Source organism: Olsenella uli (assembly GCF_016899935.1).
Lineage (GTDB): Bacteria > Actinomycetota > Coriobacteriia > Coriobacteriales > Atopobiaceae > Thermophilibacter > Thermophilibacter uli_B.
On sequence record NZ_JACJJK010000004.1, the window covers coordinates 123,392 to 146,951 of the forward strand.

Below are 23,560 nucleotides of genomic sequence, written 5' to 3' on the forward strand. Positions count from 1 at the left end.
AGTTTAACTACAATGGGGGAAGGGTAGGTCCGGCCACGGGCCGCGATTGAGAGGGAGCCCCGGATGGCTCAGCTGTTCGATTTCAAGAAGGTCACCGTCGGGCCGCGCGCCCTTGTCGCCACGGTGGAGCTCGCGCCGAGCGCCCCGCTCATGACGGGCGACGACCCCGCCGCCACCGACCTCGTCCTTGACCTCCTGCCCGGCCTGCTCGACCATGTCTGCCTGGGCGACGTCGCGCCGACCTTCGGCGAGGTCGCTCAGGACACCGAGCTCGCGCACCTACTCGAGCACGTCACGGTGGAGCTGCTCGCTCAGACCAACCTCGGTGACGAGGTCTCGTGCGGCCAGACCGCCGAGGTCGGCGAGCGCACCTACGAGGTCACGCTCGGCTGCCCGGACGACGTCCTCGTCGTCGGCGCGCTCTCGAGCGCGGCATGGATTCTGCAGTGGGCCTTCTCGGGTGGCGGCGAGCCGAAGCCCGACGTGCCCGCCATCGTCTCGGGGCTCGTGAGCCTTGTGGAGAGCGTCTCCGACCAGGCAGCCGAGAAGGACGTGGAGTCCGAGGCCGAGTTTGCTCCGGAGTTTGTGCCGGAAGTCGCGCCCGAGCCGGAGGTCGTCCTCGAGCCGGAGCCCGAGGTTATCGTCGACGCCGCGCCGGAGCCAGAGCCCGCCGAGCCCGAGCCCCAGCCCGCGCTTGAGTTCCAGCCCGAGTCGGAGCCCGAGCCCGAGCCGGCGGTCCCGGAGCCTGAGCCTGAGCCCGCCCCGGCGGAGTCCGTTCCCGCCCCCAGCCCGTGGGACATGGACGACGTCCCGCGTCCGCACCTCGTTCGTTAGTGCGCGCCACCCGCGCCCGTACAGTCCGCATCGACAGGAGGTACCAATGAACAAGAAGACGGTTGGCTTCATCTGTGGAAGCATCGTCGGCGCTGCCGCCGGCGTCGTTGCGGGCATCATGCTCGCCCCGCGCTCCGGCGCCGAGAGCCGCGCGATGGCCGCCGACGCCATGAACGACGCCTGGGACTCCGCCGTCGACACCTACGAGCGCGGCGCCAGCGTCGTGACCGACAAGTTCAACGCCGTCCGTCCCACCGTCGACGCCAAGACCGACGAGCTCCGTGCCAAGGTCGACCTCGCCCGCGAGCGCATGGACCAGCTCCGCGACTCCCTCTCCGAGGCCGTGGCCAACGCCTCCGACCAGGTCAAGGGTGCCGCTAGCGCCGTCGCCGACCGCGTCTCCGCGATGACCGACCCCGCTCCCGCCGGCGAGAAGGCCGCCGAGGCCGTGCACGTCGAGGTCGTCGACGACGACGAGACCCCCGAGGCCTAGCGCGTGCTTAGAATAGGTTCGCTCACGGGCCAGCGCGTTCTTCTCCACAAGAAGTCGACCAAGGCCAAGGACGGCACCATCACGGACAAGTACCAGAAGTTCGGCAAGGTGCGCACTGCGGTCTTCTCGCCCGACGGGAAGCACGTCGCTGGCTTCGTGATCAAGCGCCCGGACGTGGCGGGCATGGTCAAGCGCGCCGACGCCTTTGTGGCTTGGGATTCCCTCGAGCGCATGGACGAGAAGACCCTCCTCGTCTCGCGTCCCAAGGACGGGCTGGACGACGCCGCGCTGCGTCGCCTCGAGCTGGACTGGGACCGCTGCATCATGTGGTCGGGCATGGACGCCAAGACCACGGAGGGCAAGGCGCTCGGCTACGTCTCCGACGCGGAGTACGACGAGAAGACCGGCGAGGTCACGCGCTTCTTCACTGCCGACGGCGGGATGGCGCGCGCCCTCATCGGCTCCTTCGTGATCACGGCCGACATGGTGCGCGGCTATCGCGACGGCTTCATGATCGTGGACGCGCGGGGCAGAAACGTCGCACTCGACGGCGGTCTGGCCGGGGCGGCCGGCGAAGGCTACGCGCGGGCCAAGGCCGGTGCGTCCGAGGTGGGCAAGAAGGTCGGCGCCGCCGCCGGCGAGGCGGTGGACAAGGGATCGTTCGCGCTGGGCCGCGCCCTCGGCAAGGCCAAGCGCGCTATCGCCGGCGCCGCGACGCCCGAGGACGAACCGCCCGCCGTGCCCGAGGTGCCTGCGGCCGACGTCCGCGTGGAGAAGCCCGTGGCCCGCATCGCCGAGAAGGGCGTCGATCCGGCGGACGCCCCCAAGAAGCCCAAGCCCAAGACCTACGCGCCTGCCGCCGCGAAGAAGCCCGCGCCCAAGACGGCCAAGAAGAAGCCCGCGCCCTCGACGAGCGACAAGGTCGCCCGCGCCGCCGGCAAGCAGCTCAGCGGCCTCGGCAAGATGTTCGGATCCTTCAAGGACGAGTTCGACAAAGCCAGCAAGGGCAAGTAGCGACAACGTGGCACACCCGCTTTCCGAATGTATTCGGAATACTTGGAATACATTCCGATGCAATCGGAATGATTCGGAATGGGATTCCTAATACAGCGCGGTTATCGCATTTTGCATACAATTAAGAAAACTTTGCATATATCTGCAAAGTTTTTTGCATACATATACAAAACTGCAGCGAGTTGGCGTGAATGTCGGCAATCTCCCCATGTTGAGACTCCGTTATTCCAGTCGTATTCCGATAATTCGGAATAGATTCCGATACATTCGGAATATCTGGTATCCTAATCGAAACCGACGGAAGGATACGTACGATGGCGGCGCCGTGGACTGAGTCTCTTTCTGTTGAGTTCAAGAGCGACAGGAAGACCATTTCGGAAAACGTGATAGTCGAGGAGGTTGTTGCCCTCTCAAACACCGAGGGAGGGGACCTCTACATTGGCGTTGAGGACAATGGTGAGGTGACGGGCGTCCAGGCTCAGCATCAAGATGCCATTAAAATGGCGGCGCTCGTTGCAAACAGAACCGTTCCTCCCGTATCGGTTCGACCGGAGATTCTGGAGCTCGACGGACTTCCTGTCCTCCATCTCGAAGTTCCCCAGTCGGCCAGCATTATCGCCACATCATCGGGAAGGATTCTCAGGCGGAGGATCAAGTCGGACGGAAAGCCGGCATCCGTCCCCATGTACCCTTTCGAGATAACGACGCGCCTGTCAGACCTGGGACGGCTTGACTTGACCGCTCAGGCGGTCCCGGATTCCACGATCGATGACTTCGATCCGGTCGAGTTGACTCACCTGCGAAGGATTGTCGAGGACTCCAGAAATAGCGATAAAAGCCTCCTCGAGCTTTCCGACGAGGAGCTTAGAAGGGCGCTGCGCCTCACGACGACCGTTTCTGACATGGAGGTCCCCACGCTTGCCGGGCTGCTTCTGGTTGGTAAGCGGGCATCGCTGGAGAGGCATGTCCCAACTGCGGGCGCAGCCTTCCAGGTCCTGCAGGGTACCGATGTACGTGCGAACACTTCTTTCGACACTGCGCTCCTTACGACGATCGAGCAGCTGATTTTGGCTATAGAGCCATGGAACCCTGTAACCGAGGTGTCCCTCGGGGGCATATTCACCGACCCAGTTCCCGCTTTCGACCGTCGTGCCATCAGGGAGGTGGTTGTCAACGCCTTTGGACACAGGGACTACTCGGTGCTCGGTCGTGTTCGCGTCCTCATTGACGACGAAGGTTTCTCGATAACAAATCCGGGAGGATTCGTCGAGGGAATTACCGTGAAGAACCTTCTGACTGCCGACCCGGGCGGAAGGAATCCCTGTCTGATGGATGCCCTCAAACGTGTTGGGTTGGCCGAGCGCACCGGCCGAGGTGTTGACAGGATCTATCAGGGCTCGCTTGCATACGGTCGGCCCCTGCCCGATTATTCGGAGTCGAATGCGCGTCAGGTTAGGCTCTTCATCGCCAGAAGTGAGCCGGACGAGTCGTTTGTACGCCTCATCGTCGAGGAGCGCGAGCGCACCGGAAGGCAGATGTCACTCCAAGCCCTGTTGGTCCTGGACTGCCTCAAGCGACTGCGCCGTGCGTCGGCAACGGCGCTCGAGGGAGAAATTGATCTCCAGCCCTCGCGGCTCAGGCAGACGCTCGAGCAGCTGACGGAGGCCGGCCTTGTTGAGGCCAGTGGCCAGGGGAGAGCTCGCACTTACATGCTCGGCTCGCGGGTGTACGGTGCCGCGAGGAAGAGCGTGGAGTATGTTCGTCAGACGGACATAGATCGGCTTCGTCATGAGGAGCTCATCCTCAAGCTTGCCGAGCAGAGCGGGAGGGTCACCAATTCCGACGTGTGCAATCTGCTGCACGTCGATTCGCAAGCCGCATACGGTGCTCTCACAAGACTGGTCAAGGCGGGCAAGCTCGAGAAGCGCGGAAAGACGCGCTCGAGCTATTACGTGGCGGCGAGCAACAAGGGGCGGTAGACCCCACGACCCTAAACTTCCAGCACGCCCAGCAGCGCGCGGTGATCGGTGCCGGTGACCTCGGCCGTCTCGAGCTCGCTCACCGTGATGCCGGAGTCGCGCGCGTAGACGATGTGGTCGATCTCCACCACGGACGGCAGGGCTCCGGATGGAAACGTCATATGGAACCCCTCGCCGGCCTCGGCGCCCGCGTCCACAAATCCGGAGCCAAGCAGCTCGCGGAACCGCGCGTGGTCCCACGTGGAGTTGAAGTCGCCCATGACCAGGTAGGTGTGGTCGTAGTCGGCAAGCGAGCCGATCACGCCGAGTCCCTCGTCCCACAGGTCCTGCGCCCCGCGCACCGGCGAGTTGGGATGCACGCTCACCACGCGCACCGCCAGCCCGCCGACGTCCACCGTGCCCGCCGGCATGGAGCTCGTCTCGATCGGCAGCAGGTTGCTCGAGATGTTGCCCATCGGCGCCAGCGTCCAGATGCCGTTGCGCCCGCCGTTGCTGATCGCGGACGCCTCGTCGGAGATCACGTAGTATGGCAGCAGGTCGTAGAGCCCGGCCGCCGAGAGGTCGGCGAGAAAGTCATCGGTGAGCTCCTGGAGACAGAGGACCTCGACGTTCTTCTCGCGCACCAGCGAGACCACGTCCTCGGCCGAGGCGCCGCCGTGGGCCGTGTTGAGCGTCATGACGCGCGCGACGCTGTCGGTGGGGTCAGCTGCGGTCTGCGCGACGGTGACGGCGGCGTCTGAGACCCCGTCGCGTGGCAGCAGATAGCCGGCGTGCCACCACAGCATCACGGCGAGGGAACCGGCGGTCACCACAAGGAGCACCCAGCGCCGCCAGAACAGTGCCAGCACCAGGCACAGCAGGATGGGCGCAAAGAGCCAGGGCACAAACGAGACCGCCTCGGGCACCAGGCGGCCATTCGCCAGCTCGGCCGGCAGGCAGCGCAGCGCCATCAGAGCCAGGACGCCCAGCATGACGAGCCAGAGCAGTGAGGAGAGACAGCCGTGGCGGGCGCCGCGCCGACGACGTGGCTCGCGTGGCAGCCGAGAAGGACGCGCGGGCGCAGGTCGAGAAGAACCTCCCGCCGCAGGCGGAGTCGCCGTGACGGCGCGCGGCCCGGGCGCCGTCACGGCGACCTTGCCGCTGTCTGACGCGACGCTGACGGGTGTCTGCCGCACGACGGTCGCCGACGGCTCGAGCCACGCGTCGACGGCGCGCTCGGCCGCCGTGTCGGACGCGGGCTCCGGCACAGCCTCGCCCATGGCCCACTCCTCGTCCGGAATGGGCTCCCAGCGCGCGCTGGTGTCCTCGTCTTCGTACGGCTGCGCCATGGGGTCTCCTCGTCTGCTGACAGGCATATCGTACCCTTGGGCTCGCGCCGTCCGGCGCTCACCACAACTTTTGCAGCCGCAACGGTCACCTTCGCATAAATCTCAATGAGTGACAAAAACACTCACTACAGTTAGCAAAAATACTAGATACAATGAGAAAAAACGCAACGCGGTGAGAGAGCAGGAGGTCAGGCATGTTCCAGAGGGCTCAAGTTGACATCCTCTCCGGCCGGCTGTCTGAGCCGAATATCTGGACGATGCAGTTTGTTGTTGGGCCGCGCCAGACGGGCAAGAGTACGATCCTGGCCCAGGCGCTCGCCAAGGTGGATGTTGCGCATCATTTTGTGAGCGCCGACGAAGTTGCCAACCCAAACGCCGCCTGGATCGAGCGCGAGTGGCAGGTCGCGCGCGACATGACCCTCGGCGGCAGGCAGACTGTCGTCTTCTGCATTGACGAGGCGCAGAAAGTCCCTGGTTGGGCCCGCCAGGTCATGGGGCTCTACGACCGCGATCGCCGTGAGGGAATTCCGGTTCGCGTGGTGCTCAGCGGGTCGTCCTCGCTCCTGCTCCACAAGGGCATGGAGGACTCCCTCATGGGACGCTACGAGATAATCCGCTCGCCCCACTGGAGTCTCTCGGAGTGCAGCGATGCCTTCGGCTTCTCGATCGATCAGTTCCTGTACTTTGGAGGCTATCCCGGAGCTGCGGCGTTTGCGTCGGACGAGCTCCGCTGGAAGGCGTACCTGCGCGACGCCATCATCGAACCCACGATTGCGCGCGACGTCCTCGAGATGGAGGAGGTACGCAAGCCCGCCCTCATGCGCGCCCTGTTCCGCCTGGGTTGCGCCTACTCGGGGCAGGAGCTCTCTTACAACAAGATGCTCGGACAGCTCCAGGACAACGGAAACACGGTGACGCTCGCGCATTACCTGGACCTTCTGGACAAGGCGGGAATGATCTTCGCGATGCCCAAGTTCTCCGACAAGGAGCTCACCAGACGGCGGAGCTCGCCGCGCCTCATGGTCCATGACACCTCGCTCATGACGGCGACGTCGGACAAGGGGAAAGACGAGTTCCTTGCTCCGGGCGAGCTGCGCGGGCATCTCGTCGAGTCTGCCGTGGGGGCGTACCTGCTCGCCCGATCCGCGAACGAGGGCTTTGACGTCATGTGGTGGCGCGAGGGCAACAGAGAGGTCGACTTCGTGCTGCGGCGGGGCTCGTCGCTCACTGCGGTCGAGGTGAAGTCGGGGGCCGAGACCAGGCAGAGCGGCATGGCGCAGTTTCTCGACGGTCACCCTGGCGCCAAGCGCATCGTCGTGGGCGGCGCATCCGCCGGGGCCTGCTCCGTCGAGAAGTTCCTGCTCGGCGAGGTGGAGCTGTTTTACTAGCCGTCCAGCCCACGGCGTCGATTCGCCTTGAATGACATCGCCGGCCCCGTGGTGGGAAGCCGGCAACATAACGATGGCCAATTTCCAGCTCCTTGACAGTTTAGGAAAAAAGGAAAGCCATCCAGGAGTGCCGCCATGATTCAAGACACCATCTTCTCGCCGTCCTTTGGGAACAGGCCGTCCGCGCTCGTGGGTCGCGAGCAGATTCTCCGGGACTTTGCCATCGCTATCCAAAGTCAGCCCGGAAGTAGGGAGCGGGCGATGATGCTGCTGGGCCAGCGCGGCAGCGGAAAGACGGTTCTGCTCTGGGAGCTGGCCGATCGTGCGACACGTCAGGGCTTTGTCGTCGCAAGTCCGACCATAACCTCCGAGGATATGCTCGAGCGCATCGTCGAGAAAATCCAAGACCAGGCTGAGCGCTATATCGGTGAGAGGGAAAGCCGGCTGACGGGCGGATCCATCGGTGCCCTTGGGTTCTCCGTGGGGTTTGAGTTCTCGCGCGAGGTCCAGGAGACAAAGAGCGCCCAACACCGGCTCACTCAGCTGGCACGACGGCTCACGGCCGAGGGGCACGGTATGCTCATTCTGGTGGACGAGCTCCAGGCCAACTCGTCCGAGGTGAGACGGCTCGTCTCCGTCTACCAGGAGCTGGTGGGCGAGCGCCTCAACGTCGCAATCGCTCTTGCGGGCCTTCCCACAGCCGTGTCCGCCACGCTCAACGATCACGTGCTGACATTCCTCAACAGGGCGAACCGAATAACCTTGCCCCCGCTGGCCCAGGCAGACGTTGAGTCGTACCTTCGCCAGTCGTTCGAGGCTCTGGGAATACGGGTCCCTGGGTCCGGCTGCGAGCGCGCGGCGGAGTTTACGCAGGGATCGCCGTATCTGCTTCAGCTGGTGGGGCATGGCGTCGTGCTGGTGGCCGATGACTTCGGGAGAGTTACAGAACCCGGGCTGGATCGTGCCCTTGCGGCCGCCGCCCGGATCTTCGAGAAAGACGTGTGCGAGACGACCCTTGCCACAGTGTCCGAGAAGGACGCCGAGTTTCTTGCGGCAATGGCAGGCGACCAGCTGCGCTCCCGCGTGTCCGACATCGCGGAGCGGATGCACGTCACCGTGGACTACGCGCAGAAGTATCGGAAGCGCCTCATAGACGCAGGCATCATCGAGCCAGCAGGCCGTGGCTTTGTCCGCTTTGCCGTATCCTACCTGCAGGACTATCTAAGTCGGGAGTAACGACCCAGCCGGAGAGCGTCCACCGCCCGCTCCATATAGCTTACGTAAATCATGCTCCGCCACCACAAATGCCCAGCAAAGACCGCTATGATTAAAAGTTGATGAAAGCGCATGGGGAGAGGCTGCAACTCAGCCGCTCCCCTGACTGATAGGAGCTGGTATGAAGGTCGTCATCCTGGCTGGGGGCTTTGGCTCCCGGATTTCCGAGGAGAGCCATCTGCGCCCCAAGCCCATGATTGAAATCGGTGGCAAGCCGATTCTCTGGCACATCATGAAGGGCTACGCCCATTATGGGTTCAACGACTTCGTCATCTGCGCGGGCTACAAGCAGCAGGTAATCAAGACTTACTTCAACGACTACTTCCTCGAGATGTCTGATGTCACGTTCGATTATCGTGACGGCAACAAGGACGTTGAGGTCCACAGCACCGTCGCCGAGCCGTGGCGCGTGACCGTGGCGGATACCGGTTTTGATACCTTCACCGCTGGCCGCATCAAGCGTATCCAGAAGTATGTGGGCAACGAGCCCTTCCTGCTCACCTATGGCGACGGCGTCTCGGATGTGAACCCCAACGACATAATCGCCCATCACAAGAAGGTCGGCGGCCTTGTCACCATTACGGGCGTTGTTATGAGTCAGCGCTTTGGCGTGCTGGACATAGACGAGACGGACCACATCTCGTCGTTCCGCGAGAAGCGCGACGCGGACAACGCCTTCATAAACGGAGGCTTCATGGTCGTGGAGCCCGAGGTCTTTGACATCATCGGCACGAGCGGCGTCCCTGCGGACCGCGAGGACTTCTCCGGCGTAACGATGGAGCGTCTCGCTCGCGAGGGCCAACTTACCGTCTATCCCTACGAAGGCTTCTGGCGCTGCATGGATACTCAGCGCGACAAGCAGAAGCTTGAGGATCTCTGGGAGTCTGGCAACGCTCCATGGAAGGTGTGGTAGCACATGACCACGCAAGGCTCTCTTCGCTCTTTCTACGAGGGAAAGCGCGTGCTCGTCACGGGCTCGACTGGTTTTAAGGGAAGCTGGCTGTGCCGCATGCTCCAACTTCTGGGGGCCGAGGTATACGGCTATGCCCTCGAGCCCTCCACCACCCCGAGTCTTTGGGGCATCGCCGGGATGGGCGAGAAGGCCGCGCACTCCATGGCGGACATCCGTGACTTAGATGCCCTCGCCAAAGCATTCGACGAGTTCCGTCCTCAGGTTGTCCTTCACCTCGCCGCGCAGCCCCTCGTCATTGACGGCTACGAGCGCCCCCGCTATACCTACGAGACCAACGTCATGGGCACCGTTAACGTGCTCGAGTGCGTGCGGTCCTGTGACAGCGTCACGTCCTTCCTCAACGTCACCACGGATAAGGTCTACGAGAACCTTGAGCGTCCCGGTTACGGCTACCAGGAGGACGACAAGCTTGACGGGTTTGACCCCTACTCAAACTCCAAGAGCTGCTCGGAGATCGTGACCCACTGCTACGCCAAGAGCTTCTTCGACGAGGGTGCGACCGGCGATGCGGCAGGCCGCTGTGCCATCTCCACGGCACGCGCCGGCAATGTGATTGGCGGCGGTGACTTCTCCGCCAACCGTATCGTTCCCGACTGTGTGCGCGCCGTGCAGTCCGGTGAGCCCATCGTCATCCGTAACCCCAACTCCGTGCGTCCCTATCAGCATGTTCTTGAGCCCCTCGTTGCCTACTTGCGCATTGCGGCGGGGCAGGAAGCCGACCGTGCGCTCGCCGACTGGTACAACATCGGTCCGGACGACAAGGATTGCGTGACCACCGGTGAGCTCGTGCGTCTGTTTGCCAAGAGCTGGGGCGACGGCTTCTCCTTCGTGGAGGGCCATGTGGACGGTCCGCACGAGGCCAACTTCCTCAAGCTGGACAACACGAAGGCCAAGCAGCGGCTGGGCTGGCAGCCCGTATGGGACGTGGCCGAGGCCATCTCTCGTACGGTAGACTGGACACGCGCCTGGCTCGACGGCGGCGACGCCGCGGCAGTCGCCTGCATGGACGAGCAGATCAACGACTATCTTGGAGCTCTGATTTAGATGGCTTTTGAGGACAAGACCGAGCAGGAGGCACGCGAGGAGATTCTGGCGCTCGTGGCCGAGTATACGAAGGCTTACAAGATGCCCAAGCCTTGGCAGCCTGGGGAGCGCATTAGCTATGCCGGTCGCGTGTTCGACGAGCGTGAGATTGTTGATCTGGTGGATTCCTCATTGGACTTCTGGCTTACCGCCGGCCGCTACACAGAGAAGTTCGAGCGTGAGTTCGCCAAGTACGTCGGCGTCAAGTATGCCGCCGTCACCAACTCCGGCTCCTCCGCTAACCTGTTGGCCTTCTCCGCCCTGACAGCTCAGGATCTCGGCGACCGCGCTATCCGCCCGGGCGACGAGGTCATCACCGTGGCCGCTGGCTTCCCCACCACGGTGTCGCCCATCATCCAGTTTGGCGCCGTCCCCGTCTTTGTGGACGTGACCATTCCTCAGTACAACATCGACGTCACCAAGCTCGAGGAGGCCGTCTCGCCCAAGACAAAGGCGGTCATCATCGCGCACACGCTGGGCAACCCGTTTGACCTTGCTGCGGTAAAGAGCTTCTGCGACAAGCACAACCTCTGGCTGGTGGAGGACTCCTGCGATGCCCTGGGCTCCAGGGCCCTCGTCGACGGCGAGCTTCGTATGTGCGGTACCGTTGGCGACATCGGAACGGCGAGCTTCTATCCCGCCCACCACATGACGATGGGCGAGGGAGGTGCCGTCTTTACCAACAACCCGCTGCTCAATCGCATGGTCCGCTCGTTCCGCGATTGGGGTCGCGACTGCGTGTGCCGCGGCGGCGAGGACAACCGTTGCGGCCACCGATTTGACGGCCAGTACGGCGAGCTCCCGCGTGGCTACGATCACAAGTACGTCTACTCGCACTTTGGCTATAACCTCAAGGTCACGGACATGCAGGCTGCCATCGGCTGCGCGCAGCTTGAGAAGATCGCCGACTTCGTCGAGGCGCGTAAGAAGAACTGGGCGTATCTGCGAGACGTGCTTGCCGGTACGGAGGACAAGCTCATTCTTCCGGAGCCGCTGGCCGACTCCGATCCCAGCTGGTTCGGCTTTGTCATCACCTCTGCGGAGGGTGTGGACGGCAGCGAAGTCGCACGTCGCGTGGAGGCGGAAGGCGTCCAGACCAGGCGTCTCTTTGCGGGCAACCTCCTGCGCCACCCGTGCTTCGACCCCATCCGCAACACCGACCGCTATCGTGTGGTGGGCTCCCTCGACCAGACCGACCGAATCATGCGCGATACCTTCTGGATCGGCGTCTACCCCGGCATGACGGACGAGAAGCTCGAGTACATGGCTAACGCCATCAAGAAGGCGGTGGCGTAACGTGGCAATTCGCGTTGCGGACTACATCGCCAATTGGCTTATAGCCCACGGCATCACCGACTGCTTCTGTGTAACCGGCGGTGGCGCGATGCATCTGAATGACGCGCTTGGGAACAACCCCGGCATGCACGTCACCTACAACCATCATGAGCAGGCGTGTGCGATTGCGGCCGAGGGCTATGCGCGTCTTACGCAGCGTATCGCCGTCGTTAACGTGACGAGCGGTCCAGGTGGCACCAATGCTATGACCGGCGTGCTTGGCGGCTGGCTCGATTCGATTCCCATGCTGGTGCTCTCGGGTCAGGTCAAGTACGAGACAACCATTGCGTCAACTGACGTGCCTCTGAGGCAGCTCGGTGACCAGGAGTACAACATCGTGGACTCCGTGCGGCCCATGACCAAGTATTGCTCCATGGTGACCGATCCCAGTCGCATTGCGTATCACCTCGAGAAGGCCCTCTATGTGGCCACGAACGGGCGACCCGGCCCCTGCTGGCTGGATGTTCCCCTCAATGTTCAGGGTGCCCTGATTGAGGAGGACCAGCTTCTTCACTTTGACCCCAAGCACGATGACCTGGGTTCAGGGCGCATGCCGCTTCTCAAACAGGAGCAGGTTGCACCCGTTGCGGACGAGACCGTGAAACAGCTCTTCGAGCTCATCCGCAATGCCAAGCGTCCCGTGGTCCTTGCTGGTGGCGGCATCCGAACGGCAAAGGCATACGACGAGTTCCTTGCCGCTATTGATGCGATGGGCGTTCCCGTGTGCACCGCCTGGAACGCTCACGATCTCCTTCCCGATGAGCATCCTCTCTACGCGGGCCGTCCCGGTACGGTTGGCCTGCGTGGCGGGAACCTTGTTGTCCAGAATGCTGATCTGCTTATCTCTTTGGCGTGCCGCATGAACATCCGGCAGATTAGCTACAACTGGGAGAACTTCGCGCCCAAGGCGTACAAGGTTGCTGTCGACATCGATTCTGCCGAGTTGGTAAAGCCGACGCTTTCGATTGATCTGCCAATTCATGCAGACGTCAAAGACTTCCTCACTAAGGCCGCTTCCTTTGGTACCCGCGTGGAAGCTTGGGAGCACGAGGGCTGGCTCTCTTGGTGCAAGATGGTCAATGAGAAGTTCCCCGCCACGCTCCCCGCGCAAGGGGTTCCCTCCGAGCCCATGAATCCCTATGCTTTCATGGATGTGCTGAGCGCCGCTGCTCCCGAGGGACAGGCTGTGGTTGCCAGCAACGGATCGGCGTGCGTCGTGGGCTTCCAGGCGTGGCGCATGAAGGAAGGGCAGAGACTCTTCACCAACTCCGGTTGTGCGTCCATGGGCTACGGCCTGCCTGCCGCCGAGGGCGTGGCGGTAGCACGCAAGGGCGAGCCGGTCATCTGCCTCGAAGGCGACGGCTCCCTCATGATGAACCTTCAGGAGCTTGAGACAGTCGCGTACAACCATCTCAATATCAAGCTTGTCATCATCAACAACGACGGGTATCACTCCATCCGTCAGACGCAGACCAATACGTTTAACTCGCATTTTTGCGGCGTGGACGAGAAAAGCGGCGTCGGCTTCCCCAAGTGGGAGAAGATTGCCGCTGCCTTTGGGATTCCTTTCCACAGGGTCTCGTCGCTCGATAAAGCTGAGAGGGCGATTGACGCTTTCCTCTCCGAGGAGGGCCCCGCCATTCTTGAGGCGGTAGTGACGACTGGACAGTTCTTCGAGCCGAAGCTTGGCTCGAAGAGACTTCCGGACGGCACCATGGTGTCTCCGTCGCTCGAGGACATGTCCCCGTTTATTCCTGACGAGGATATGACCAACCTGCTGAGCAAGCTTGAGGAGATGGCCGGTGTCTAGCGCGCCGCTCAACATCCAATGTGCCGTTATTACGGGCCCGACGGGAGCCGTGGGCACAGCGTTGATAAACGAGCTGGTTGCCAACGGCATCGAGGTCGTGGCGGTGCCCCGCGAGGCCTCCAAGCGCCTTTCGTCCATCCCGAAGCACCCTCTCGTCAGGGTGGTGGAGTGCTCGCTTGACCACTACGCTAGGCTTCCCGAGCTGGTGGGGGAGAAGTGCGACGCCTTCTACCACTTCGCGTGGGACGGGACGTTCGGGGCCCCTCGCCAGGACTGGGCGACCCAGACAAAGAACGTCGACTTCTCCGTCGATGCCGTCTGTGCCGCATACGAGCTGGGATGCAAGGTCTTTGTGGGTGCCGGTAGCCAGAGTGAGTTTGGGCACGTGGATGGTGTGCTCCACCCGGATATGCCCTGCAACCCGGACAACGGCTACGGCGCCGCTAAGCTTGCCGCCCGCGAGATGACCAAGGCCTACTGCACCCATCTCGGCATGCGCCAGGAGTGGTGCCGGATTCTCAGCCTCTTTGGTCCCGGAGATGGTGAATACACCCTCATCTCCCAGACCATCAGAAAGCTCCTTGCTCATGAGCACCTCTCCTGCACCAAGGGGGACCAGGTCTGGGACTACATCTACAGCAAGGATGCGGCCCGCGCCTTCAAGCTGGTTGCCGAGCGGGGACAGCATGGTTCGGTGTACTGCTTTGGAACGGGCGAGACCCGTACCCTGCGCAAGTACATCGAGGCCGTTCGGGACATCATCGATCCCTCGGCAGAGATTGGCTTTGGTGAGATAGATTACTACCCGAACCAGGTCATGCATCTCGAGGCGGACATAGCCAACCTAAAGGAGGATACAGGTTTTGTGCCCGAGTTCTCTTTTGAGGAGGGCATTCGCGAAACAATCGATTCGATAAGGGCTGCTGAGTAAGCATACCGAGGAAAGGAACCGCCATGAACGTAAACGGCAAGAAGATGGTCGAGCTGCTCAAGGAACTTCGTGACGACTACGGTTGTGTTGCCGTGAAGGCCGAGTTTGAGGCCGAAGGCTCCCGCACCGATGAGATGATCATGCTTTGCGAGGTGCTCAACACCGTGGACATCCCGCTGACCATCAAGATTGGCGGCTGCGAGGCCGTGCGCGACCTCGACCAGTGCAAGCTGCTCGGCGCCAAGAGCATCATGGCCCCCATGATCGAGACGCCGTTCGCCCTGAGCAAGTTCAAGGGTGCTGCCCGGAAGATCTACGGCGACGAGATGAACGAGATTAACTGGGTCATCAACGCCGAGACCATTACTTGCCACAACAACTACGATGCCATCCTTGAAGAGGGGAAGGGCTTTCTCGACATGGTGGGCATCGGGCGCGTTGATTACTCCGCTTCGCGCGGCCTCACGCGCGCTGACATCAACAACGATGTGATGCTCGAGGCCTGCATTGATATTGCAAAGCGCTCCCGTGAGGCGGGCCTGATGGTCGCCTTCGGTGGCGGCGTTTCCTTTGACGCTATTCCCTTCATTCAGGCCATGGCGCCCTATGCCGATCGCTTCGAGACGCGTAAGGTCCACTTTGAGGTCACCGATAATGCCGAGAAGCTCAAGGGCGGCATCTTCCGAGCCATGCAGTTTGAGGCGCTCTACCTCGAGAATAAGTGCTCGTTCTATGACAGCATGGCCAACGAGGATCGCGCTCGAATGAAGATGATGCATGAGCGCATCGCTAAGGCCGAGCAGGACTTGGGGCTGTAAGTCGTGACACGACCCAAGCTCGTCATATTCGATTTGGACGGAACCCTTCTCGATACCGTTGAGGACGTTGCTGATTGCTTCAACGCGGCCCTATGCGAGTGCGGTTTTCCGGCGAAGTCTCTCGATGACATTATCGCCTTGGTCGGCGGTGACCTCGAGACGATTGTGAGCAAGCTGCTGCCTCTAGGCGCATCCCAAAAGGATGTGGCTGAGGTGAAGGATTGCTACCGTCGAATCTATGCGGCGAGCGAAAAGCCAAAGACTCGTCCCTATGACGGAATTCCCGAGCTGCTGGGCGAGTTGAAAGCCAACGGGGTAGATATCGCCGTTAACACCAACAAGGGTCAGGACCTAGCGGAGAAGTGCTTGGCATCTGCGTTTCCCAACATGAAGATTCCCGTTAGCGGTCTTGTGGACGGAATCCCGCACAAGCCTGACCCCTGTGGGGTGAACGTGTTGCTCGATGCTGGCCCCTATAAGGCCGAAGAGGCGGTATACGTTGGCGACGGAGTGAGTGATGCGCTGACGGCGAGTAATGCGAACATGCGCTTTGTATACTGCGCCTGGGGACAGGGCGACGAGCGTCGGGTGCTTGCGGTCTCCTCGGATGCGCCGGTTGCTCGCAACGCCCGCGAGCTTAAATCGATTTTGATGGAGCGATAGCAGACGCCATGAATGAGACTACACAGCAACAAAAGAAGCTCGTGAGCATATGTGTGCCCTGCTTCAATGAGGTTGACAATGTCATACCGATGGCGGCCGCCCTTAAGGAGCAGATGGACGCGCTGCCTCAATATGACTACGAGATTATCTTCATCGATAACTACTCGACGGATGGTACGCGCGACAAGTTGCGCGAGATCTGCGCTGCGGGATCTAAAGTGAAGGCCATTCTCAACTCGAGAAACTTCGGCCAGTTCAACTCGCCGTATTACGCCCTCTGTCAGGCAAGCGGGGACTGTGCCATTTCGTTGAGCTGTGACTTCCAGGATCCCCCCGAGCTCATCCCAAAGATGCTCGAGCTCTGGGAGGACGGGCACGGCATAGTGTGCCCAGTCAAGACACAGAGCAAGGAAAGTGGATTCGTCTACTTCCTGCGGTCTTGCTACTATAAGCTAATCAGAAAGCTTTCTTCAGTCGATCAGATTGAGCACTTTACTGGTTTCGGTCTCTATAGCAGGGCATTTCTGGATGTCATGCGCTCCCTTGAAGATCCCACTCCCTTCTTGCGCGGAATTGTTGCCGAGCTCGGCCCTGCGGACCGTGCTCTTCTTCCTTATGAGCAGCAGGAGCGCAAGAGCGGCAAGACGCATAACAACTTCTGGAGCTTGTACGACGCCGCGATGTTGTCTTTTACAAGCTACACCAAGGCTCCGTTAAGGGCAGCGGTGTTCATCGGGTTTGCGGCTTCGGCGATCAGCTTGATTGTTGCTGTTGTGTTCTTGGTGCTTAAGTTGACGAACTGGTCTGCTTGGCCGGCCGGCTCAATTCCCGTCCTTTTGGCGGTACTTGTTCTGGGCTCGCTCCAGCTGTTTTTCATTGGACTGCTGGGGGAGTACGTATTAACCATTAATGCGCGAAGCATGAGAAGACCTCTAGTGGTTGAGGATCAAAGAATCGGAGAGTGGGGACAACGGGGGCCGGGGCATGCTGCAAAGCAGTAGAAGGGCGCTTGCTCTTATATAATCAAATAACAAAGTATAAATAATACGTAATATCAGCAAGTATGAGCAAGGAAGCAGCATATGGCAAGAAACACGAAGATTAATCGAGCAATGGATGTAACGGTAATCCTCGCGGTCTTTGCCACTTTTTTTGTGCTAGCTGCCTACTACGACTTTCTGAGAGACCAATTTAGGATTCGGGGACTAGTGATATCCCTGGCGTTTGTGTTGGCCACGGCCATTGCGGCTGCGGTGTTCTTGATGGAACTCAGACTCCGCTTTAAACGTCCCGCGGCCAAGCAATGGCTGATTGAGAATAAGGCGCCATTGTTCGGGGGGCTCGCAGTCGCTGCAGTTGTTCTCGTTCCGCGTCTATTCCAGTTGCACGTCCCCTTATTCTGGGATTCGGCCTTTTATTGGCATGGTTTACAGTTAGCTGCAGAATTCAACTTCTCCTTCTCAGACTTAATGCATTATGCCGCGATTGGATATCATCCATCACAGGCATACAGCATCTTTCTTTTGATCGGGTACTATCTCGATCCATATGGAACCACAGGTGTCAACGCTATACGTGTCCTTATGTCTATCATTGAGGGAGTATTTTTATACCGAATTATCTTAAAAATTGTACCGAAGGCTAGGCCATCGATGGCAGCGCTCGGCGCGGCCCTCGTCGTGTCGTCCCCGCTTTACTTAGGGGTATTTGGCACTCTCAACTTGGATTGGCCGCTGCACATCTTTACTGTATACACTATTTATTTCATTCTATTCAATCATGAAATACTTTATATTGCGTCGGCGCTGTGCCTAGTCTTTTCCAAAGAGCCTGGTGTAATACTGCTGTTTGGCATCATTGGGGGAATGCTGCTTGCTAAGCATGGAAAGAAGCACAATGACGATGCTATAAAAGTGGGCAGCTTCGTGCTAATTGCTCCCCTGGCTTTATCCGCAGGAATCTATGCCTTTTCTAGGCTGTATGTACAGTCTTGGGATCCATCTGCGGCAAATGTCTCATATTTTGACTATATTATAGAACATCTAACCATAGAAACAACAATTGATTTAACTAAGTACTTCATTTTTCGATTTATTACATGCTTTCTAATTAATTTCAACTGGCTCTATTGGATGCTAACGGCGTGTCTCGCCATTATTCTGACGAAGGGAAGGCTGTTTACAGCAGGGATATGGAAAAATTACCCCCTCTGCCACCATATAACGCTGGTAATCATGGTATGCGTTATTCTGTTCGGTGCCTTTTCAATACTCTATGTCACACTGAACAACCCAAGGTATTCGATGCCGCTGGAGCTGTTCGCCTCGACGCTCTGTGCTATCTTTCTTGTCTTGGCATCAACGTCTGGGCATGCAAAATACATGACTGTCGCAGCAACGGCGCTGGTCATTATATCCATGGTTCAGGCTTACACATCAATTGACCCTATTACGAGGCTGCTCGGCGTAGGTATTCCGTCGGGTAGAGAGGGAGTGGAAGTGTACGCGCCTCAAAAGGCAAACCGCTTTTATGGCAGCAATCGTATAGAGAATCCTATTGTATTTACCAATGGCGGGCCGGATATGGCCGTATACAACGGACAGCTGCTTAGTCGTGGAGAACTAATTGACGAGATTTTGAATGAGGCTGGATACGATGGGACGCAGGGCGTGCTGGCATACAACAACTCTCAAGTCGTCGACGTTACTCTCTCCGTTACTGGCGGAACGATAATTGATGACGGAAACGGAGGGCGCATTGACTTGGGGCTAAACTGGGATATTGCTGAGGGGAGACGAACGTTAAGAAAAGAGGATGGGAATAGTATTGTCGACCTAAAGTGCTGGGATGCTGACGAGTTTAGAAGCTTGGCAAGTGAGGGAGATAGCTTGCCATCTACGATTATTCTGATAGGGGATCCATTCTCGCAAAGAAACTTTGATGGATCCAACGTTGACTCCTATGCCGGTTTCGAGAATGCGATGGACGACATCCTCTTATATTTGGGCCAATGGTACGCTGCGGGTGAACCGAACTGGGTTTCCATCCCGATGCAGTCCGAGATGTGCTTCTATATATTAGAGAAGAAATAACACACGTATTGTCTGTCTCCGAAGAAGTGGAAGAATGTTGAAATACGCCGAAATGGTCTATGGACCGAATCAAATAGAAACGCACCAGTATGGGAACCTAGGCGACTGGTTCCAAACATATGCAATGGACTATATCTACAAGTCCATATCGATACAGGATGATCTCATCGTCCGTATAGACAGAAACAGACTGTCGAGTTATTCGGGCGAAGCCTGCATCTTGCCAATGCAGGGATGGTTTGGACGAGTGGGCGGCATCGAGACCTATCCACTTTCATCACATATCACCCCGGTATATCTGGGCTATCACTCTGTTGATCCGCGACACTACAGCAGCCTGGCAGTCAAAACGATAAAGGGGCATGAGCCGGTTTGCTGCAGGGACGAGGCAACATGCGAGATGATGAGGAGAAAGGGCATTCGCGCATACTTAACGGGTTGCACAACAGTTGTGTTTCCAAAACGCAGCGAACAAAAGAAGGGTACCAAAGTATTTCTTGTTGATGCGCCCTCCGGCATCGAGGACTATATGCCAGACTACCTAAAAGATAATATAGAATATCTGACGCAAGAGGTCCCATACTTGAGCAAGTCCTTTGATGACGAGGTTGCACGGCTCGACTCTTTGGCAAAAAAGCAATTAAAAAGATATTCGGATGAAGCACGTCTTGTTATAACCTCGCGTCTCCATTGCGCGGGACCATGCTTGGGCATGGGGATACCAGTTATTCTTGCCAGAAAGTATTTTGATGAAAGATACGGATGGATTGAAAAGTATCTACCGCTATACACTCCTGATCGCTTTTCGCAGATTGATTGGGACCCGACGCCCCCAGATATGACTTGGATAAAGCAAGAGTTGATTAACCTTGCTAAAGCGCTACTGATTGACGGGGGGGGGCAATCTGAAGAGATAATGCGTGCTATCGACTCGTACTATCGAAGTAGAGCTAAGGCCCATCTTGCTACGCCATTTTATGTAAAGGCATATCACTTAATTCATGGTCGGTATCCAAGAATGGCTGATTTTATAAGAGAGAAGATGCTGCAAAAATATACAATAGCGACAGGTAGAGAAAAGTCACCTAAGTGAAAGAAATAACCGCTCAAACAATTGTTCATGAATATGGAATTGGTGGAAAATGAACAAGAACATCAAGTCGAGCGTCACGGTGATACTGGCGTATTATAATGGATCAAAATATATTGAAGAACAGATCGACAGCATTGCTGCGCAAGAGAACGTAGCAACAAATATCGTTGTATTTGACGATGGATCCAGTAATGATGAGATAAAATACGTTAGAACAATTTCAAATAAGTATCCTAATGTAACAGTTATTGATAGCGATAGAAATTATGGGCCAAAGCTTAGCTTTTTTGCTGCGTTAAGAGATGTCCCGAAAGCAGATTTCTACGCATTTTCTGACCAAGACGACGTATGGCTTAAAGATAAGCTTGCAAGAGCGGTGTCGATGATTGGCGAGTTTTCCGACATGCCGGCTCTCTACTGCGCGAATACGCTGGTCGTCAATGCAAATTTAAATGACCCTCATCCTCAATACATAAAGAACCCCTTGCAGAATATAACTACGAAGAGCCTCCTTTCCATGAGTGCGACCATGGGTATGACACACGTGTTTAATGGGAAGATGCGTGATTTAATATCCAAAATTGATATAAATGATATGCCGATTCTATTCCACGATCACTGGATGGTTTTATTGGCGTCGCTATTCGGTGTAGTCCAATATGATTGCAGGCCTTGTGTTCTGTACAGGCAGCATGGCGCAAACCAAATTGCTGATACGTCTAATGATATGAAATTCATAGATAAACTAAAATCGAAGGCAAGATTCTTTACTGATCCAGATCGATACGGTGAATATCCATTGAGCTATGCTTCAGACCAACTAATTCGATGGTACGGAAATGACATAGATAATGCAATTAAATCCGGCAAAGTCGATCCAGACTTTCGTCGGTACCTGCTTATGAGTAGCGAATGCCGAGAGTCGGCTGCAAAGCGTCTCGCCTTCGCCTTCAGGGCGCATCGTGATGACTTAGTGGGCACCGCGGTATTGAAATTTAGAGTCTTATCGAATCGCTATTGATTTCGGTAAAATGTACAATTGATTATGTATCAATCTACTATAAAACAGCTATAGAGTGAATTGATGGGGACGTAATTATGAGAGGCATTATCCTTGCGGGCGGATCCGGCACTCGCCTCTACCCGCTCACACTCGTGACGTCCAAGCAGCTGCTGCCCGTCTACGATAAGCCGATGATCTACTACCCGCTGTCGGTGCTCATGATGGCGGGCATCCGCGACATCCTGATCATCTCCACCCCCACCGACCTGCCCAACTTCGAGCGACTGCTTGGCGACGGCTCGCAGTTTGGCATCAGCCTCTCCTATGCGGAGCAGCCCTCGCCCGACGGCCTCGCGCAGGCCTTCATCATCGGCGAGGAGTTCATCGCCGGCGAGCCCTGCGCGCTCGTCCTGGGCGACAACATCTTCTACGGCAACGGCCTCTCCCGCCACCTGCGTCGCGCCGTCGAGCGCGCCGAGGCCGAGGGCGGCGCCACGGTCTTCGGCTACCACGTGGACGACCCGGAGCGCTTTGGCGTCGTGGAGTTTGACGCCGAGGGCCGCGCCCTCTCCATCGAGGAGAAGCCCGAGCACCCCAAGAGCTCCTACGCCGTGACCGGCCTCTACTTCTACGACTCCCGCGTCTGCGAGCTGGCCAAGAAGGTCAAGCCGTCCGCGCGCGGCGAGCTGGAGATTACCACGCTCAACCAGATGTACCTGGAGGACGGTTCGCTAAACGTGGTCACGCTCGGCCGCGGCTACGCGTGGCTGGACACCGGCACGATGGAGAGCCTCTACGAGGCGAGCGAGTTCGTCCGCGCCGTCGAGCGCGCGCAGGACACGCCGGTCGCGGTGCTCGAGGAGATCGCCTACGAGAACGGCTGGGTCGGTGCGGACGCCCTCCTCGCTGCCGCGGACGCTTACGGCAAGAGCGTCTACGGCGCCCACCTGCGCCGCGTTGCCGAGGGCAAGGTCGTGCACCAGAAGCGGGAGTGGTAGTCCATGGAGTTCGAGAAGGATTTGCGCGTTACCAAGACCAACATCCCTGGCCTGCTGGTGGTTGACCTGCCCGTGCACGGTGACGCCCGCGGCTGGTTCAAGGAGAACTGGCAGCGCGCCAAGATGGTCGCCGCCGGGCTGCCCGCCGACTTCCGCCCCGTGCAGAACAATGTCTCCTTCAACGCGGAGCGCGGCGTCACGCGCGGCGTCCACGCCGAGCCCTGGAACAAGTTCGTCTCCGTAGCGGCGGGCCGCATCTTTGGTGCGTGGGTTGACCTGCGCCCTGGCGAGACCTTCGGCCGCGTCTTCACCTGCACGCTCGATCCATCCCGTGCGATCTACGTGCCGCGCGGCGTGGGCAACTCCTTCCAGGCGCTCGAGGACGGCACCGCCTATACCTATCTTGTGGACGCGCACTGGTCCGCCGAGCTCAAGAAGACCTACACCTTTGTGAACCTCGCCGATCCCGAGCTGGGCATCGAGTGGCCCATCCCGCTCTCCGAGTGCACGCTCTCGGAGGCCGACAAGAACCACCCCATGCTCGCCGACGCCCTCCCCATGGCGCCCGAGCGCACGCTCGTCACGGGCTGCAACGGCCAGCTCGGCCGCGCCGTGCGCGCGCTTATCGAGAAGCGCGGTCTTCTCGCCAACTTTGACTTCTGCGACATCGACGAGTTTGACTTCTCCGACCCCGCCCAGTACGACCGTTACGACTGGTCGCTCTATGGCACGGTGATCAACTGCGGCGCGTACACCGCCGTGGACCGCGCGGAGACCGCCGAGGGCCGTGTCGCCTGCTGGCGCGCCAACGCCACGGGCCCGGCGCTGCTCGCCCGCACCTGCGCGGAGCACGGCATCACGCTCGTGCATGTGAGCTCGGACTACGTCTTTGACGGGGCGACCGAGAACCACGGCGAGGATGAGGACCTCTCACCGCTGGGCGTCTACGGGCAGAGCAAGGCCGCCGGCGACCTGGCCGTGGCGGGCTGCCCTGCGCACTACGTGGTGCGCTCGAGCTGGGTCATCGGCGACGGAGGAAACTTCGTCCGCACGATGGCGGGCCTCGCGCGCCGCTGCGCCGACCCCGCGGACGCGATCGAGTGCGTGACCGTGGTGGACGACCAGCTGGGGCGGCTCACCTTTACCGACCAGATGGCCGAGGGCATCTATGCTCTTCTCGACGCCCATGCTCCGTACGGCACCTACAACCTCACAGGCTCCGGCCGCGTGGCCTCCTGGGCCGAGATTGCCCGCGAGGTCTTTGAGCTCACGCGCGGCAACGGCGACGCCGTCGTGCCCGTGGCCACCGCCGAGTACTACGCGAGCGCCGTTGGCCCCGTGGCCCCGCGCCCCGCCCACTCCGACCTCGACCTCTCCAAGATCCGTGCGGCGGGCTTCTCGCCCCGCGACTGGGAGGACGAGCTGCAGGAGTATCTACAAGTCTAGCGCT

The 23,560-nt window shown here is 59.2% G+C and carries 20 protein-coding genes; 19 read left to right on the forward strand and 1 reads right to left on the reverse strand.

Features of this window, described 5'->3' with window-relative positions:
* Positions 1-63 precede the first annotated feature (63 nt).
* The 4 genes from H6A07_RS04875 (at position 64) to H6A07_RS04890 (ending at position 4,320) form a co-directional block, all read left to right on the forward strand.
* Positions 64-834: a cyanophycin synthetase family protein gene (locus H6A07_RS04875; protein ID WP_204813805.1), complete on the forward strand. Its 771-nt coding sequence runs from the start codon at positions 64-66 to the stop codon at positions 832-834.
* Positions 835-880: 46 nt separating this feature from the next.
* Positions 881-1,327 (forward strand): YtxH domain-containing protein, encoded by a 447-nt coding sequence (locus tag H6A07_RS04880; RefSeq protein ID WP_204813806.1) that lies wholly within the window; start codon positions 881-883, stop codon positions 1,325-1,327.
* Positions 1,328-1,330: 3 nt separating this feature from the next.
* The gene (locus tag H6A07_RS04885; RefSeq protein ID WP_204813807.1) at positions 1,331-2,341 is read left to right on the forward strand and encodes a hypothetical protein; all 1,011 of its coding nucleotides are present in this window, start codon (positions 1,331-1,333) and stop codon (positions 2,339-2,341) included.
* Positions 2,342-2,655: 314 nt separating this feature from the next.
* A complete protein-coding gene (locus tag H6A07_RS04890) occupies positions 2,656-4,320 on the forward strand; it encodes an RNA-binding domain-containing protein (protein WP_204813808.1) in 1,665 nt (554 codons plus the stop codon).
* A gap of 11 nt (positions 4,321-4,331) precedes the next feature.
* Here H6A07_RS04890 and H6A07_RS04895 read toward each other — a convergent pair whose 3' ends face one another.
* Positions 4,332-5,648, reverse strand: coding sequence for an endonuclease/exonuclease/phosphatase family protein (locus H6A07_RS04895; protein ID WP_204813809.1), 1,317 nt, complete (start codon positions 5,646-5,648; stop codon positions 4,332-4,334).
* Positions 5,649-5,842: 194 nt separating this feature from the next.
* On the opposite strand from H6A07_RS04895, the gene H6A07_RS04900 reads away from it, so the two are divergent.
* From H6A07_RS04900 to H6A07_RS04970, 15 genes are all read left to right on the forward strand, one after another.
* On the forward strand, positions 5,843-7,036 hold the full coding sequence (locus H6A07_RS04900) for an ATP-binding protein (RefSeq protein WP_204813810.1): 1,194 nt from the start codon (positions 5,843-5,845) through the stop codon (positions 7,034-7,036).
* A gap of 135 nt (positions 7,037-7,171) precedes the next feature.
* The gene (locus H6A07_RS04905; protein ID WP_239471073.1) at positions 7,172-8,272 is read left to right on the forward strand and encodes an AAA family ATPase; all 1,101 of its coding nucleotides are present in this window, start codon (positions 7,172-7,174) and stop codon (positions 8,270-8,272) included.
* 160 nt (positions 8,273-8,432) lie between these two features.
* Positions 8,433-9,224 carry a glucose-1-phosphate cytidylyltransferase gene (rfbF, locus tag H6A07_RS04910; RefSeq protein WP_204813811.1) on the forward strand — a complete coding sequence of 264 codons (792 nt, stop codon included), beginning with the start codon at positions 8,433-8,435 and terminating at the stop codon, positions 9,222-9,224.
* Between the two features lie 3 nt (positions 9,225-9,227).
* The gene (gene rfbG, locus H6A07_RS04915; protein ID WP_239471074.1) at positions 9,228-10,328 is read left to right on the forward strand and encodes a CDP-glucose 4,6-dehydratase; all 1,101 of its coding nucleotides are present in this window, start codon (positions 9,228-9,230) and stop codon (positions 10,326-10,328) included.
* The gene (gene rfbH, locus H6A07_RS04920; RefSeq protein ID WP_204813813.1) at positions 10,329-11,663 is read left to right on the forward strand and encodes a lipopolysaccharide biosynthesis protein RfbH; all 1,335 of its coding nucleotides are present in this window, start codon (positions 10,329-10,331) and stop codon (positions 11,661-11,663) included.
* Position 11,664: 1 nt separating this feature from the next.
* Positions 11,665-13,512, forward strand: coding sequence for a thiamine pyrophosphate-dependent enzyme (locus tag H6A07_RS10365; protein WP_204813814.1), 1,848 nt, complete (start codon positions 11,665-11,667; stop codon positions 13,510-13,512).
* Positions 13,505-14,443 (forward strand): NAD-dependent epimerase/dehydratase family protein, encoded by a 939-nt coding sequence (locus tag H6A07_RS04930; protein ID WP_204813815.1) that lies wholly within the window; start codon positions 13,505-13,507, stop codon positions 14,441-14,443. Before H6A07_RS10365 ends, H6A07_RS04930 begins: the two co-directional genes overlap by 8 nt.
* A 23-nt stretch (positions 14,444-14,466) precedes the next feature.
* Positions 14,467-15,261, forward strand: a complete 795-nt coding sequence (locus H6A07_RS04935; RefSeq protein WP_204813816.1) for an aldolase/citrate lyase family protein — start codon at positions 14,467-14,469, stop codon at positions 15,259-15,261.
* A gap of 3 nt (positions 15,262-15,264) precedes the next feature.
* Entirely contained in the window at positions 15,265-15,924 is a 660-nt protein-coding gene (locus H6A07_RS04940) for an HAD hydrolase-like protein (protein WP_204813817.1), read from the forward strand.
* Between the two features lie 8 nt (positions 15,925-15,932).
* Positions 15,933-16,925 carry a glycosyltransferase family 2 protein gene (locus H6A07_RS04945; protein ID WP_204813818.1) on the forward strand — a complete coding sequence of 331 codons (993 nt, stop codon included), beginning with the start codon at positions 15,933-15,935 and terminating at the stop codon, positions 16,923-16,925.
* 81 nt (positions 16,926-17,006) lie between these two features.
* Positions 17,007-19,016, forward strand: a complete 2,010-nt coding sequence (locus H6A07_RS04950; RefSeq protein ID WP_204813819.1) for a hypothetical protein — start codon at positions 17,007-17,009, stop codon at positions 19,014-19,016.
* A 34-nt stretch (positions 19,017-19,050) separates the two neighbouring features.
* The gene (locus tag H6A07_RS04955) at positions 19,051-20,109 is read left to right on the forward strand and encodes a polysaccharide pyruvyl transferase family protein (RefSeq protein WP_204813820.1); all 1,059 of its coding nucleotides are present in this window, start codon (positions 19,051-19,053) and stop codon (positions 20,107-20,109) included.
* A gap of 49 nt (positions 20,110-20,158) precedes the next feature.
* Positions 20,159-21,130, forward strand: coding sequence for a glycosyltransferase (locus H6A07_RS04960; protein ID WP_204813821.1), 972 nt, complete (start codon positions 20,159-20,161; stop codon positions 21,128-21,130).
* 77 nt (positions 21,131-21,207) lie between these two features.
* Positions 21,208-22,110, forward strand: coding sequence for a glucose-1-phosphate thymidylyltransferase RfbA (rfbA, locus tag H6A07_RS04965; protein WP_204813822.1), 903 nt, complete (start codon positions 21,208-21,210; stop codon positions 22,108-22,110).
* A 3-nt stretch (positions 22,111-22,113) separates the two neighbouring features.
* A complete protein-coding gene (locus H6A07_RS04970; protein ID WP_204813823.1) occupies positions 22,114-23,556 on the forward strand; it encodes a sugar nucleotide-binding protein in 1,443 nt (480 codons plus the stop codon).
* Positions 23,557-23,560 lie beyond the last annotated feature (4 nt).

Coding starts and splice junctions, on each gene's coding strand:
- H6A07_RS04880 (WP_204813806.1), top strand. CDS start 881: ATGAACAAGAAGACGGTTGGCTTCATCTGTGGAAGCATCGTCGGCGCT.
- H6A07_RS04950 (WP_204813819.1), top strand. CDS start 17,007: ATGGCAAGAAACACGAAGATTAATCGAGCAATGGATGTAACGGTAATC.
- H6A07_RS04935 (WP_204813816.1), top strand. CDS start 14,467: ATGAACGTAAACGGCAAGAAGATGGTCGAGCTGCTCAAGGAACTTCGT.
- rfbG (WP_239471074.1), top strand. CDS start 9,228: ATGACCACGCAAGGCTCTCTTCGCTCTTTCTACGAGGGAAAGCGCGTG.
- H6A07_RS04875 (WP_204813805.1), top strand. CDS start 64: ATGGCTCAGCTGTTCGATTTCAAGAAGGTCACCGTCGGGCCGCGCGCC.
- rfbH (WP_204813813.1), top strand. CDS start 10,329: ATGGCTTTTGAGGACAAGACCGAGCAGGAGGCACGCGAGGAGATTCTG.
- H6A07_RS04890 (WP_204813808.1), top strand. CDS start 2,656: ATGGCGGCGCCGTGGACTGAGTCTCTTTCTGTTGAGTTCAAGAGCGAC.
- H6A07_RS04895 (WP_204813809.1), bottom strand. CDS start 5,648: ATGGCGCAGCCGTACGAAGACGAGGACACCAGCGCGCGCTGGGAGCCC.
- H6A07_RS04905 (WP_239471073.1), top strand. CDS start 7,172: ATGATTCAAGACACCATCTTCTCGCCGTCCTTTGGGAACAGGCCGTCC.
- H6A07_RS04960 (WP_204813821.1), top strand. CDS start 20,159: ATGAACAAGAACATCAAGTCGAGCGTCACGGTGATACTGGCGTATTAT.
- rfbA (WP_204813822.1), top strand. CDS start 21,208: ATGAGAGGCATTATCCTTGCGGGCGGATCCGGCACTCGCCTCTACCCG.
- H6A07_RS04955 (WP_204813820.1), top strand. CDS start 19,051: ATGTTGAAATACGCCGAAATGGTCTATGGACCGAATCAAATAGAAACG.
- H6A07_RS04945 (WP_204813818.1), top strand. CDS start 15,933: ATGAATGAGACTACACAGCAACAAAAGAAGCTCGTGAGCATATGTGTG.
- rfbF (WP_204813811.1), top strand. CDS start 8,433: ATGAAGGTCGTCATCCTGGCTGGGGGCTTTGGCTCCCGGATTTCCGAG.
- H6A07_RS04900 (WP_204813810.1), top strand. CDS start 5,843: ATGTTCCAGAGGGCTCAAGTTGACATCCTCTCCGGCCGGCTGTCTGAG.
- H6A07_RS04970 (WP_204813823.1), top strand. CDS start 22,114: ATGGAGTTCGAGAAGGATTTGCGCGTTACCAAGACCAACATCCCTGGC.